At 69.3% G+C, this 12,687-nt stretch carries 15 protein-coding genes; 6 read left to right on the top strand and 9 right to left on the bottom strand.

Translation table 11 applies throughout. The features are described 5' to 3' along the window. Positions 1-12: 12 nt before the first annotated feature. Together ACI3KS_RS02965 and ACI3KS_RS02960 are read right to left on the bottom strand one after the other, a co-directional pair. Positions 13-852 carry an urea amidolyase associated protein UAAP1 gene (locus tag ACI3KS_RS02965; RefSeq protein WP_404915046.1) on the bottom strand — a complete coding sequence of 280 codons (840 nt, stop codon included), beginning with the start codon at positions 850-852 and terminating at the stop codon, positions 13-15. Between the two features lie 83 nt (positions 853-935). Continuing rightward, a complete protein-coding gene (locus ACI3KS_RS02960) occupies positions 936-2,441 on the bottom strand; it encodes a sodium:solute symporter family protein (RefSeq protein WP_404915044.1) in 1,506 nt (501 codons plus the stop codon). Positions 2,442-2,616: 175 nt separating this feature from the next. On the opposite strand from ACI3KS_RS02960, the gene ACI3KS_RS02955 reads away from it, so the two are divergent. The 3 genes from ACI3KS_RS02955 to ACI3KS_RS02945 are packed head-to-tail and all read left to right on the top strand — an operon-like array spanning position 2,617 to position 4,134. Next, entirely contained in the window at positions 2,617-2,976 is a 360-nt protein-coding gene (locus ACI3KS_RS02955) for a cupin domain-containing protein (protein ID WP_404915042.1), read from the top strand. Between the two features lie 31 nt (positions 2,977-3,007). Next, the gene (locus ACI3KS_RS02950; RefSeq protein ID WP_404915040.1) at positions 3,008-3,646 is read left to right on the top strand and encodes a cyclase family protein; all 639 of its coding nucleotides are present in this window, start codon (positions 3,008-3,010) and stop codon (positions 3,644-3,646) included. Beyond that, positions 3,646-4,134, top strand: a complete 489-nt coding sequence (locus ACI3KS_RS02945) for a RidA family protein (RefSeq protein ID WP_404915038.1) — start codon at positions 3,646-3,648, stop codon at positions 4,132-4,134. Before ACI3KS_RS02950 ends, ACI3KS_RS02945 begins: the two co-directional genes overlap by 1 nt. Positions 4,135-4,171: 37 nt before the next feature. On the opposite strand, the gene ACI3KS_RS02940 is transcribed toward ACI3KS_RS02945, so the two are convergent. Genes ACI3KS_RS02940 through ACI3KS_RS02930 form a run of 3 tightly spaced genes read right to left on the bottom strand, consistent with a single transcriptional unit; the run spans position 4,172 to position 6,601 of the window. Then, the gene (locus tag ACI3KS_RS02940) at positions 4,172-5,176 is read right to left on the bottom strand and encodes a hypothetical protein (protein WP_404915036.1); all 1,005 of its coding nucleotides are present in this window, start codon (positions 5,174-5,176) and stop codon (positions 4,172-4,174) included. Between the two features lie 4 nt (positions 5,177-5,180). After that, positions 5,181-6,092, bottom strand: coding sequence for an amidohydrolase family protein (locus ACI3KS_RS02935; protein ID WP_404915034.1), 912 nt, complete (start codon positions 6,090-6,092; stop codon positions 5,181-5,183). Continuing rightward, a complete protein-coding gene (locus tag ACI3KS_RS02930) occupies positions 6,089-6,601 on the bottom strand; it encodes a RidA family protein (protein WP_404915032.1) in 513 nt (170 codons plus the stop codon). Before ACI3KS_RS02930 ends, ACI3KS_RS02935 begins: the two co-directional genes overlap by 4 nt. Positions 6,602-6,670: 69 nt before the next feature. Here ACI3KS_RS02930 and ACI3KS_RS02925 point away from each other — a divergent pair, with 69 nt between their 5' ends. Both ACI3KS_RS02925 and ACI3KS_RS02920 read left to right on the top strand, forming a co-directional pair. After that, positions 6,671-7,168: a RidA family protein gene (locus tag ACI3KS_RS02925; RefSeq protein ID WP_404915030.1), complete on the top strand. Its 498-nt coding sequence runs from the start codon at positions 6,671-6,673 to the stop codon at positions 7,166-7,168. Continuing rightward, the gene (locus tag ACI3KS_RS02920; RefSeq protein ID WP_404915028.1) at positions 7,165-8,415 is read left to right on the top strand and encodes an MFS transporter; all 1,251 of its coding nucleotides are present in this window, start codon (positions 7,165-7,167) and stop codon (positions 8,413-8,415) included. The genes ACI3KS_RS02925 and ACI3KS_RS02920 overlap by 4 nt, the downstream gene beginning before the upstream one ends. A gap of 24 nt (positions 8,416-8,439) precedes the next feature. Here the strand turns inward: ACI3KS_RS02920 and ACI3KS_RS02915 are convergent, their stop codons facing one another. Both ACI3KS_RS02915 and ACI3KS_RS02910 read right to left on the bottom strand, forming a co-directional pair. After that, entirely contained in the window at positions 8,440-8,877 is a 438-nt protein-coding gene (locus ACI3KS_RS02915; protein ID WP_404915026.1) for a hypothetical protein, read from the bottom strand. Further along, positions 8,874-9,641, bottom strand: a complete 768-nt coding sequence (locus ACI3KS_RS02910) for an amidohydrolase family protein (protein ID WP_404915024.1) — start codon at positions 9,639-9,641, stop codon at positions 8,874-8,876. Before ACI3KS_RS02910 ends, ACI3KS_RS02915 begins: the two co-directional genes overlap by 4 nt. A 76-nt stretch (positions 9,642-9,717) precedes the next feature. Between ACI3KS_RS02910 and ACI3KS_RS02905 the strand changes: the two genes are divergently transcribed. Next, on the top strand, positions 9,718-10,725 hold the full coding sequence (locus ACI3KS_RS02905) for a hypothetical protein (RefSeq protein WP_404915022.1): 1,008 nt from the start codon (positions 9,718-9,720) through the stop codon (positions 10,723-10,725). 26 nt (positions 10,726-10,751) lie between these two features. Here ACI3KS_RS02905 and ACI3KS_RS02900 read toward each other — a convergent pair whose 3' ends face one another. Both ACI3KS_RS02900 and ACI3KS_RS02895 read right to left on the bottom strand, forming a co-directional pair. Then, the gene (locus ACI3KS_RS02900) at positions 10,752-11,810 is read right to left on the bottom strand and encodes an ABC transporter ATP-binding protein (protein WP_404915020.1); all 1,059 of its coding nucleotides are present in this window, start codon (positions 11,808-11,810) and stop codon (positions 10,752-10,754) included. Then, positions 11,807-12,685 carry an ABC transporter permease gene (locus ACI3KS_RS02895; protein ID WP_404915018.1) on the bottom strand — a complete coding sequence of 293 codons (879 nt, stop codon included), beginning with the start codon at positions 12,683-12,685 and terminating at the stop codon, positions 11,807-11,809. Before ACI3KS_RS02895 ends, ACI3KS_RS02900 begins: the two co-directional genes overlap by 4 nt. Positions 12,686-12,687 lie beyond the last annotated feature (2 nt).

The raw sequence follows: 12,687 nt of genomic DNA, 5'->3' as shown, positions 1-12,687 counted from the left end.
TCTCCTTGCGGCTCAGAGCCCGGCGAGCTCTGCGTAGGCGATCGTGTTGAGGTAGGCGCGTTCGCGCTCGGGCGATGCGGAGTAGACGGCATCCGCGGGTCCGGTCGGATGGGCCCGCCACGCGAGCACGCGCAACGGGCCGACGACGTAGTCCTCGCGCGGATCGACGGCGTGCGGGACGTCCGCGATGAGGATGACCAGCGGCAGTTCGGCGATGAGGTCGACGCTCGTGCCCGGCCCTGCGGAACCCGTCCACCTCGTCGTTCCGTCGCTGTCGATGCGCACGCCCTGGAAGAACGTCACCGCCGGGGGCAGATCGCGCGCGGTGAGCCCGTGCTTGCTCCCCGCGAGACGCAGCAGACCGTGGCCGGAGGGGGACGGCCCCTCCGGGTGCGCGTCACCGTATTTCTCGATGTTCCAGGCGTCGCTGGTCGTGCCGCAGAACGCGTCATGGTGCCCCGACGTGTCGTCGACGATGGTGGCGAGGACCCGTCCGTCACCGGAGAGCAGCGGATGCCCGGTGCCGAGGTAGGCCTGCCACGGGATCTTCTGGGTGTCGGCGACGTTGAGCCGCTCCCCCGGCGCATCCGCGTGGAAGAGCAGCACGTGGGCGCACGCGTCGCCGCTGGGGTCTCCGAGACGGATGCGCGTGCCGCGGGCGACCCGTAGGTGGGTGTACCCGCCCGGCGCGACGGTCTCGGCCCACAGCAGATCGGCCGGGTCCACGTCCGCGGGGGCGAAGGGCGCCGACGACGCCGGCAGGTACGGCATCCATTCCGACTCCGTCGCCCTGCCCCTGGCGTCCGCCCGCGCCCGCTCCACGCTGCCGAGCTCATCGATGCGACCACTCATCGCCGACTCCTTTCTATCGATTGACAGTTTTCTGACCAGCCGGAGGTTTCCGGGGTGTTTCCCTGGGGTCACATCCACGGGCATCAGGCGGGCACGGGCTCGAAGGCCCCCTCCTGCTCGCGCTCGAGCTCGGCCGTGACGGCTTCCGTGTCGGCCAGCTCCTGCGCACGGCGCGGGGAGACGAGCGCGACCACGATGTACGTCCCGAAGCCGACGGCGCCGGAGACCAGGGTCGCCCAGCCGTCGAAGTCGGCGCCGATCAGGGTGTTCGGGATGTAGAGGATGTCGTTGGGAACCCCGTAGATCGTGGGGGTGAGCACGAGGTAGGTCATGCGCACCGTGAAGCCGACCGCGACCGCGATCAGCGCGGCGACGGCGCCGGGCCGCTTCCAGAAGATGCCGAAGAGGAAGGGCGCGGCGAGGCAGGCGAGCATGAGGTCGAAGGCGAGCGTGAGGAGGATGCCGGTCTGGCTCACCTGGATCGCGAGGAAAGATCCGAGCGCGACGATCGGCAGCATCGCCAGGCGGGTCCAACGCAGCAGCGGATCCGCACCTCCCGAGCGCGAGCGCCGGATGGTCACGAGGTTGCGCACCGCGATGGCCGAGGTCGCGAGGATCGCGCCGGATGCCGTCGAGAACGAGGCCGCGACGACTCCCGAGAGCACGAGGACCGCGATCAGGGGCGGCGCGTAGTCGTCGAGCAGCGTGAACAGCACCGGCCCGTCCTCCGCGGAGATACCGAGCACCGCGGTGGCGGTAAGCGCGATGAGCGCGAAGATCGTGCCGATGGCCGCGGTCCCCGCGGCTCCGATGAAGCATGCGCGCCGCGCGATCTCGGGAGTGCGTGCGCCGAAGATGCGCTGCATGAAGTCGATCGCGACGAGATCGCCGATGCCGAGCGCGACCAGGGTCGCCCAGTTGATCGGCGCCCCCATGGCGGGGTCGGTGAGCTGCTCGAGATCGAACGGGCCCATCCCCTCGGGGATGACGATGCCGTAGCTGATCGCCACCCAGGTCAGAAGCGCGATCGCGGCGACGACCGTGATCACGGTCTGGATGACCGCGGTGTAGGCGTCCGAGAAGAGGCCTCCGGCGATCGTGTAGGCGAGGACGAGTGCGACCGAGAGGATGACGCCCCAGGCGTAGGGGATGTTCGCGAAGCGCTGCAGGAGGTAGCCGCAGGCGACGAGGTTGCCCGCGAGCAGCACGGTGAAGGCGAGGATCATGAGGGCGGACGAGACGACCTCGGTCGGGCGCCCGTAGCGGACGCGGAAGAAGTCGGCGAGGGTGAACAGCTTCATCCGGTTCATCGGCCGGGCGAGGAACAGTCCGGCGATCAGCAGGCAGATCGCCAGCCCCAGGGCGAGCGATGCCCCCGACCAGAATCCGAACTGCGAGGTCAGGTCGGTGTTGCCGACCGTGGCGTTCGAGTCGACCGCGGCTGCCGTCAACGAGACGGCGACGAGCGGCACGCCGAGGCGACGGCCGGCGACGAGGTAATTGGCACTGTCGCCGTCGATCTTGCGCGCGACGTAGATGCCGACGGCGAGAACGGCGATGACGGTGATCGCTACTCCGAGGATGATCATGGTTTCTCCTGAGACGGGTGGTGCGCCAGGTGTTTCTGTCGATTGATAGATACCGATTGTGCTCGCGGACCCGCTCCGGGTGATTTCGGTCGTGAGACGTTCGTGTGAACTTCCGTTCACACGATTATGGATCCAATTCTAGAGAAAACGGATCCTATTCAGTACAGTGGCGAGCATGACCCACACGATCCGCCCCGCCGATGTCTCCCGCGACCGCCTGGAGGAGAAGCCCCTGGCGCCGCCCAGCGCGGAGCCCCTCGACGGCGAGGTGCTGGTGCGCGGGGCGGTGGAGTTCACCGACAAGGACCGCACGATCATCTCCGGTGTCTGGGAGAGCGACCCCGGCGTCTCGCGCTGGGAGTTCCTCGCCCGTGGCGAGATCGTCCACATCCTCGAGGGCCGCATGACCGTGCAGCGCGACGGCGAGGACGCCGTCGAGCTCACCGCGGGAACCGCGGCGTTCTTCCCGCTCGGATGGACGGGTGTCTGGACCGTAGTCGAGCCCGTCCGCAAGTTCTACGTCGTCTACCGTTGATCTGCTCCCCCGAGAAGAGAGGGCCTCACCCATGACCGAACCCATCGACCTCAGCATCCCCGTCAACCCCGAGATGCTGCACTGGGGCCGCCGCCCCACGTACGAGATGGTCGAGGAGATCACCGACACCAACCCGAGCGAGGTCTCCCGCTGGCTGATCGGATCGCACACCGGCACGCACGTCGACGCCCCCAGCCACTTCGTGAAGGGCGGCACGACCGTCGACCTCATCCCGCTCGCGCACACCGTGGGCCCGGCGAGAGTGCTGGACCTGCGCCATGTCGAGAAGGAGATCACCGCAGAGGATCTGATCGCCGCCGGAGCCGAGGGCGCGACCAGGGTGCTGTTCAAGACACGCAACTCGACAGACGCCCTCACCCGCAACGAGAAGAGCCCCACCTGGGTCGGGCTCGGTCCGAGCGGTGCGCAGTGGCTCGTCGACCACGGCGTCGTCTTCGCGGCCAACGACTACATGACGATGGAGGCGCCCGACCACACCGTCGAGTGGCCCACCCACGTGATCCTCTGCAACGCCGGCGTCGTGATCCTCGAGAACGCGAACCTCGCGCACGCCGAGGCCGGGGACTACTACCTCGTCTGCCAGCCCGTGCCGTTCGAAGGCAGGGAGGCGGCCCCCGCTCCCGCCCTGCTGCTCCCCCTGGCCGCCTGATGGGCGCCGACGCACGCGCACGCGAGCTCGGCCTCGAGATCCCGGATTACGCGAACCCGCCCTACGGAGGCCGTTACGGCCGGGTCAAGGCCTTCCACCGCATCGGCGACTTCGTGGAGTTCAGCGGGATCACCCCCGAGACCCGCAGCGGCGATCAGGTGCACCCGGGCGTCGTCGGTGTGGACATCACGATCGAGCAGGCCAGGGAGGCCGCGCGCTTCACCGCGATCAACGCGCTCGGCATGATCCGGTTCGCGCTCGGCTCTCTCGATGAGGTCGCCGGACTCTCACGCGCGCTCTGCTACGTGCTGAGTCCGCCCTCCTCGGGGTGGATCTACGAGGTGGCACAGGCCGCCTCCGAGGTGTTCGTGGACGTGTTCGGCGAGGAGATCGGGACCGCGGGACGAGCGACGTTCGGCGTCTCCAGCCTCTCTCGCGACAACTGCTTCGAACTGCTCCTCAGCCTCGAAGCGGCACCGCGGCGCTGACCCCGGGTCCCCGCCCGCCCCGACGAGCCGCGCCGCCTCAGCGATCGAGCAGGCGACGCGGCTCGTCCACGAGCATCCGCTCGAGACGCGCGGCGTCCAGGCTGCGGCGCAACAGCTCCGGCACGATCCTCTCGAGCAGGTAGCCGAAGCCGTATCCCCCGAACGCGCGCAGCTGCATCTTCGTCCAGACCGACTCCCCCAGCACGAGGCGGGCGTCCGGATGCCGCTCCGCAGCACCCGCGAAGAAGGCGAGACGCTCGCGGTCGGAGGGGTTGTCCATCCGCCCGTCGTGCACCTGCTCCGTGCCGAAGCACATCTCGAGCACCGCGCCCGCGGCGACGAGGTCCGCCCAGTAGGCGGCATCCGGATACTCGTCGGCGTTGGTCAGCACGACGCGATCGAGCGCCAGCCCTGCGCGCGCGATGAGGTCGAGGACCTCGAGCCCGTTCCTCGACTCCGGGTCCAGCCGCACCGAGACGCTCGCGCCCGCCCGCGACGCCGCACGAGCCGCCGCGCGGAGCTGAACGCGCTCGCGCGGCGCGAAGTCGCCAGTGGTGCCCATGATCCCGAGCATCCCCGCACGGAACGACGTGCCGGGGATCGCGACCGTGAGGGCGGTGAACAGGTGCTCCTCGAGCTCGGCCTCGGTCAGCTGCGCGATCCATCCCGGCACGGTGCGCGGGATGTACGCGCCGTAGGCACTGACGATCGTCACACCGGAGTCGCGGGAGAGCCGCGGATACGCCGCATGCTGTGGCCCGAGCCCCCACGACGAGCAATCGACGATCGCACGCAGTCCGCTGCGCCCCGCGGCGAGGAGCTCGGCGACGGCGGTGTCCTCATCGTCGAGACGCAGGTTGTCGGCCGAGGCGAGGGCGTTCCACCGCAGATAGCCGAGCGACTTCACATCGATCCTGTCGAGATCGGGCGCGGACGGCGCCCCCGGATGCTGCAGCGAGGAGGAATCGGCGAGCACGTGGTCGTGCATGCTCGTGGCGCCGAGCAGATCCGCGGGGATCGGGCCCAGGACGGTCTCGATCATGCCGTCAGGCCAGCTTCAGCAGGCGCGCGGCGTTGTCACCCAGCAGCAGAGCCCGCTCGGCGTCCGAGAATCCCGGCAGCGCCTCGACCCGCTCGGCGGTCACCGCCGGCGAGTACCAGGGGAAGTCGGAACCGGTGACGACCCGCTCGACGCCGATCGCACGGATCAGGTCCGCGACCTCCTGCGTGCTCGGCCCCCGGGTGGCGCCGGTCCAGATGACGATCTCGGACAGGTCGAACATCACCTGCGGGTGCGCGTCGGCGACGGCGAGGGTGTCACGCCACGACCCTCCTCCGAGGTGGGCCAGCACGAGTCTCAGGTCGGGGCGAGCTGAGGCCAGCGGGGCGAAGACGCCGGGCTCGGAGAATCCTCGTCCGCGGGTGTCGGGGCCGCTGTGGAACACGATGGGCACGTCCGCGTCGATGCAGGCGTCGTAGACGCCGTCCAGGCCGGGATCGTGCGGAAATGCCCTGATGCCGATCGGATGCAGCTTCACCCCGCGGGCGCCCCAGTCGGCGAACGCCTCGGCGAGGTGCGCCCTCGACTCGTCCGAGGTCATCACCGCGGGGTTGGCACTGATGAACGGCAGCAGCTTGGGGCTCGCATCCGCGAGGTCGCACACCCAGCGGTTGTATGCGATCAGCTCGTCTCGGAGCTCGCCGTGCACGGGCTCAGCGGGCCAGTGGTCGAGCCCGGCCGGCAGGTCGGGGTAGCCGGGGACCTCGTAGCTGCCGAGCACGGCGGCGTGGTCGAATCCGGCATCGTCCAGCGCGGTGAGCGCGTCGTCGAGCGATCCGCCGACGCCGGCGAGCGGGACCTCGGCCATCTCGCCGTACTCCACGATCGGGAAGTTCTCGATCTCGTACAGTCCGCGCGCGGGGTCGGCGTAGATGTGCATGTGGGTGTCGATCCTCATCCCCAGACCTCCTCCGCCGCCGGGGTGCGGGTCTGCACCGTGGTGACCATCTCGAAGACGTTGCCGCCCGAGAGGCTCGAGACCCCGATGCCGGCGGAGGTCGAACGTCCGATCCGGTCGCCGAACACCTCGACGAAGAGGTCGGCCGCGCCGTTGGTGACGAGATTGACATCCGTGAACTCGGGTGTCACGACGACGAAGGTCAGCGTGCGGATGAACGCCGCGACCTCATCGAGCGACCCCACCGCGAAGCGGATCAGCCCGAGCACGTTGATCGCGGCGTAACGCGCCGCCTCGTAGCCCTGTTCCAGGGTGACCGTGTCACCGACGCGGCCCGGGTGCACTTTGACCCCCCGACGATCCTCCGGCGTGATACCGCTGATGGTGAGCGTCCGCCCCAGATGATGGAACGCCTTCATGGTCGCGTAGCGCTCACCGTAGGGCGGATTCGCGTAGTCGGGGATCACGAGCCCCATCTCCCTCACCCTGGCCTCTGCACTCCACTCCATGACGACTCCTTCTTCCGATGACTAGAATGGATCCATTCTAGTCAATATCGGATACAGATCGGATGGACAATGATCGGAGCAGAGGACCGCGTCCGCGAACTCGGACTGCAGATCCCGGACTACGCGAACCCTCCCTACGGTCGCCGCTACGGTCCGATGAAGCCCTTCCATCGGATCGGCGATCTGCTCGAACTCAGCGGACTCACCCCAGAGAACCGTGCGGGCGAGCGCCTGCACCCCGGCATCGTGGGCGTCGATGTCACGGTCGAGGAGGGCTATCAGGCCGCGCGTCTGACCGCGATACACACCCTCGGCATGATCCGCTACGCGATCGGGTCGCTCGACAACGTCAAGACGCTCTCGCGTGCGCTGTGCTTCGTGGTCTGCCCGCCGGGGTTCGAGCTGCTCCACGAGGTCTCGAACGGTGCGAGCGACCTGTTCCTCGACGTCTTCGGGGACGAGGCGGGGAGCATGGGAAGGGCGTCGATCGGCGCGACCACCCTGTCGCGCAACAACTCCTTCGAGCTCTGGCTGAGCCTCGAGTGCGAGCCGGAGCCACGGGCGTGAGCTCATCCGAGCAGAGTCCACCCCGCGATATCCTCCGCACCCTGCCGTTCTGGCTCATCTTCACCGCCTCGACCCTGGGTGGCATCACCAACTCGGCAAGCACCCCGATCATCCCCGGGTACGTCGAGGACGTGCTCGGAGGCGACACCTCGCTCGCGGGCATCATCGTCGCGATCGCCGCCGGGGCGTCGATGATGGCGATGCCGGTCGCTGGTGCCCTCGCCGATCGCCACGGCTACCGGGTCGTCGCCGTGACCGGCGGCGCAGTCGCCGTCGCCGGGATGCTCCTCATGGCCTTGCTTCCGACGCTCTGGGGCGCGAGCCTCAGCCGTGTGCTGTTCGGTCTCGGCAACGCCGCGGCGATGGCGGTGATCATGGCGTGGCTCATCGCGATCACCCCGCCGGAGCAGCGCGGGCGCGCCCTCAGCTACTTCGGGCTGAGCGTGTGGATCGGGCTCGCCCTGGGGCCGCAGCTCGGTACCGCCGTCGAGTTCGTCGGCGGGCCCGCCGCCGTGTTCCTCGCCTGCGCCGCGCTCGAACTGACGACCGCGCTGACGATCGCCGCGCTCCCCCGCCCTCGATCGACGCCGTCCGTGTCGACGGCGACCGGAACCGTCACGCTGCCCGTCGGCGCGGCGAGAAACCTGTGGCGCGCCTTCCGCGCGGTATGGACCCCGGGCGTCGTGGCCGCCGCGGCCTGGTGCGGCGAGGGCATCATGATCGCCTTCCTCATGCTGCACCTGGTGTCGGCCGGTGTATCCACGGGAAGCGCTGCCTCGGTCTATGCGGTCTTCGCCGTCAGCGTGATCGTCGCCCGCCTGGCGCTCGCCTCGCTCCCCGACCGGATCGGCCCGCTGCGCGCCACCGCGATCTCGCTCACCGCCCTCGCCGCAGGTCTCGCGACGCTCGCGATCGCCCGCGATTTCTGGATGGCGAGCCTGGGAGCCGCGCTGATCGGCATCGGGTTCTCCCCGCTCTATCCCTCGCTGACGATGCTCGCGACACGGGGACTGCGCACCCGTAACCGGGCCCTCGGGCTCGGACTGTTCTCGAGCTTCACGAGCATCGGCTACGGCGGCGGTGCGCTGCTCGGCGGGTTCGTGATCGCCTACGCATCGTCGACCGCCGCGTTCCTCATCGTCGCCGGCCTCCAGGTCATCGCCCTGATCGTGGTCACCGTGTTCACCCGCGACGAGTCGCCGCGCGAGCGCGGGACCGCGGACGAGCCCCGCGACCCTGCCGCCTGACCCAGCACATGCCGTGAAGGCTCGTCACCATGCGCGACGACGCTTCACGGGCAGCAGCCCGGCGAACGTCGACGCGACGGAGTCGTCGCCGACCGTGACCCACACGCGCGCGTCCGGCCAGTAGTCCGAGAGCATCTCGGCGCACACGCCGCACGGTTCGATGAGGTGCTCCTCGCCGGTGGCCCGGCGCAGCACGCTCACGGCGGCCACGACCTGCGCGCCGGCGGCTGCGGCGATCGCATTGCCGGCGGCGACGCCCTCGGCGCAGACGGCGCTGCGCCTCGCCGAGCCGTCGACATGGATGCCGGTCACGATGCGGCCGTCCGACAGCCGGAACGCGGCGGCCACTTCGTGCCGGCCCTCGAGGTACCGCTCACGGAGCAGGTCCTGCGCACGACCCAGCAGCTCGGCATCCTCATCCGACATCTCCCGCGGTCGCGCGAGCGGCGGTCGCGCGCTCATGCGGCCGGCAGCCTCAGGATGCGGGCGAAATTCGTACCCTCCACCAGTGCACGGTCGGCGTCGTCCGGGATCGCCTTGGCGATCTTCATCCGCTCGAGGTCAAAGTCCGAACCCGGCCATTCCGATCCCATGAGGATCTTCTCCGCGCCGACACGGGCGTAGGCGCGCTTGACATCGGACATGAGCGTCGCAGACGTCTCGAGATAGACGTTCTCCCGCCTCTCGGCGACGATGATCGCCTCGGGTACGTTCCACACGGCACCCATGTGCGCGATGATCGTGGGGACGTCGGGGTGGTCCTTCACGATCTCCTCGATCGCGAACGGGGCGCAGAAGGCGTCGTCGAGGGCGTTGATGATGACGGCCATGCCGTGATCGGCGCAGCGACGGAAGACAGGATCGAGAAGACCGTGATCGGCGACGTGGTACCCGTGCATGCTCGGGTGCAGCTTGAGTCCGCGGATGCCGGCCGCCGCCAGGCGATCGATCTCGGCGAGGGCATCGTCGGCCTGAGGCATCACCTGGCCGAAGCCGATGAAGCGGTCAGGAAAGGCGTCCTGGAGCCCGATGATGAAGTCGTTCTCGATGCGCTGCGCGAGCGAGCAGATCATCGCCATGTCGACGCCTGCGGCATCCATCCTCGTGAGGATGCGATCGGGGTCGAACGGCGTGTACGCGGGTGGCTCCTCACCGGGGCGCGCTCCTGTCAGATAGTCCGACCGCCCGCGGACGTCCTGGGTCGTGTTGTACGCGTCGATGATCATGTGAGCTCCTCGAGAAGATCGTTTCGGATCCAGTTTAGACTATTTCGGATACAATCATGGAGAGGAAAGGAACCCCATGATCGAGACGGTCCTCGGCCCGATCCCCGCGTCCGCGCTGGGCGCGACCTCCACCAATGAGCATGTGCTGACCGACTCTCGGGGACTGCTGCGCCCGACGCGGGAGGGCGGCACGCTCGAGGGACCCATCCGGCCCGAGATCCTGGGCGATCTGCGCTGGAGCTGGATGTCGCTCGCCGACAACCTCGCCCTCGATGACGCAGAGGGTGCCGCGGCGGAGCTCGCGGCCGCCGCGGCCGACGGCATCCGCTCGGTCGTCGAGGCGACGTCCTTCGGAATGGGACCCCACCACGCCGCTCTGCCCGACATCGCACGCCGCTCCGGTGTGCAGATCGTGTCGGCGTACGGCAGCTACATCGACAAGACGCTCCCCGAGGCCTGGCGCGTGCAGACCGAAGCCCAGATGGAGGCCGCGTTCACCCGCGCCCTCACCGAGGCCGTGCCTGGCACGTCCTATCGCGCGGGACTCCTCGGACTCCTGGGCACGAGCGGTGTCGAGATCGAGTCGGAGCACCGCGCGCTGCGCGCCGCTGCGAGAGCGGCGTCCGCGGTGGGCGCGGCGGTGAGCATCCGCCTCGACGGCGCCGCGCGCCGGGGCCCGGAGATCGCGGGGCTGCTCGTCGCCGAAGGGCTCCCCGCCGCGAAGATCCTGTTCTGCAACATGGACAAGGTGCTCGACGCCGCCTATGTCGCCGAGGTCGCCGCGACCGGAGCGGTCGTGGAGTTCGCCTTCGGCAGCGAGCACAACTTCGCCGACGGCGCCCGCGATGCGACGGATGCCGAGCGACTCTCGTTCGTGACGGAGTTCCTCGACGAGCACCCGGATGCCGCGGTCACGCTCTCGTGTTCGGTGTGGACCAAGGGGCAGCTCACCCGGCACGGAGGAATGGGCTACGGCCACGTCGTGCGCCGCATAGTCCCCGCGCTCCGACGCGCGGGAGTCGCGCCGGAGCGCCTCGAGGAGATCCTCGTCGGCACCCCGGCGCGACTGCTCGACCGCGACTGACGGCGAGCGGTGATCCCCCACCGGACTCAGGCCGGGACGGGGATCGCCGCCGTGGCCACCTGCTCGATCACGTGCACGCGGTCGGAGTTGCGGCACGCCAGGCGCACGCGCTCCCCCACCCCTAGCGTCGAGATGTCGGTCGACGGCGCGAGCGAGGCCACGACCTTGCGTCCGTAGTCGGTGACGGCTTCGAGCCGGTAGCGCGACCCCTGGAAGCTGACGAGCCGGATCGTGCCCTCGATCGACCATGCGGGCGCGGCCTCGTGCGGCGCGACGATGCTCATGTCCTCTGGGCGGAGCACCGCGGTGCCGTCGACGAGGACTCCCGTCGCGTCGTCGAGCAGGCTCTCGTCGGCCGTCGGCAACAGGTTCGCCTCGCCGAGGAAGCTCGCCACGTACGCGTTCACCGGGCGCCGGTACAGCTCCTCCGGGCTGGACACCTGCACCAGCTGCCCCTCGTGCATGATCGCGACGCGGTCGGACATGGTGAGCGCCTCGGTCTGGTCGTGCGTCACGGACACCGTGGTGATCCCGACCTTGCGCTGGATCCGCGTGATCTCGACCTGCATGTGCTCGCGCAGCTGCTTGTCGAGCGCGGCCATCGGCTCATCGAGCAGCAGGATACCCGGGTTCGCGGCGAGCGCCCGCGCCAGGGCGACGCGCTGGCGCTGGCCTCCCGACAGCGACGAGGGCTCGCGATCGGCCATGCCCGGCAGCTGCACGAGCGAGAGCATCTCCTCGGCGACGACCTTGCGCTCCTTGGCCGGTCGCCGGGCGGCGAGCAGCGGGAAGGCCACGTTCTCGCCGATCGTGAGGTGCGGGAAGAGCGCGTACGACTGGAACACCACGCCGACGTTGCGCTTCTGCGGCGGACGCTTCTCGACATTCACGCCGTCGAACGCGACGTGTCCGGCGTCGACGGCCTGAAGGCCCGCGATGACGTTGAGCAGCGTGGACTTGCCGCTACCGCTCGCTCCGAGCAGGGTGACGAACTCGCCCGAGCGCACGTCGAGCGAGACGCCCTTGAGCACATGGTTGGCGCCCAGCGTGACGTGGACGTCGGAGATGGAGAGTGCGGTGGTCATTCGGATGCTCCTTCCGGGGCGAGGGCCGCGGAGGGCACGGGTCGCCGGACGGTTCGGGTGGTGCGCCGGGTGCGACGCGAGGCGAGGAGGGGGACGGCGGCGAGCAGGACGATCGCGAGCAGGGAGACCATGGTGGATGCCGCGGTGAGTTCGGGCGAGAAGGCTTCGGATGCCGCGCTCAGCATCTTCAGCGGGAGCGTCTGCACACCGGGAGGCAGCAGGAAGACGGCGAGCACGACCTCGTCGAACACGATGATGAAGGCGAACAGGGCACCGGAGAGGATGTAGGGCAGGAGCGCGGGGAGCTCGACCTTCCAGAGGATGAGCGGCCATTTCGCGCCCAGCGTCCATGCGGCCGGCCGCAGAGCGGGGTCGATCCTGGCGAGTCCCCCGGAGACGAGGACGAACACGTAGGGCATCGCGATGAGGGCGTGCCCGAGGACCAGCGTGAACAACGTCCCCCGCAGGAAGCCGAAGTCCATGTTCACGCCGTAGAGACCGACGGCGTAGGCGATCGGCGGGAGGGCGATCGGCACGATGAACAGCGTGCGTATCCACCGCTGCGCGGAGAGCGACCGGACCCGGGTGAGTCCGATGGCCCCGGCGACGCCGAGGATGGTCGCGATGGTCGTGGCCACCGCGCTCTCCCAGACCGAGAGCCAGAACGCGCTCATCCAGCGGCGATCGGCGAGCACCTCCTGGTACCACTGCAGCGAGAAGCCCTCCGGCGGGAACATGATGAAGCTGCCTGCGGTCCACGACGTGGCCACGAGGATGAGGAACGGCACGATGAGCAGCAGGCTCGCGAGCACCGCGACGAGAACGATGGGCACTCGGTAGAGCCCCAGGCTCCGGGAGATCGGTGTCGAGGTCATCG

The organism is Microbacterium sp. ZW T5_45, assembly GCF_044987415.1.
GTDB lineage: Bacteria > Actinomycetota > Actinomycetes > Actinomycetales > Microbacteriaceae > Microbacterium.
The sequence above is the reverse complement of the archived record's forward strand: the minus strand, read 5'-3'. Positions and strand labels throughout refer to the sequence as shown.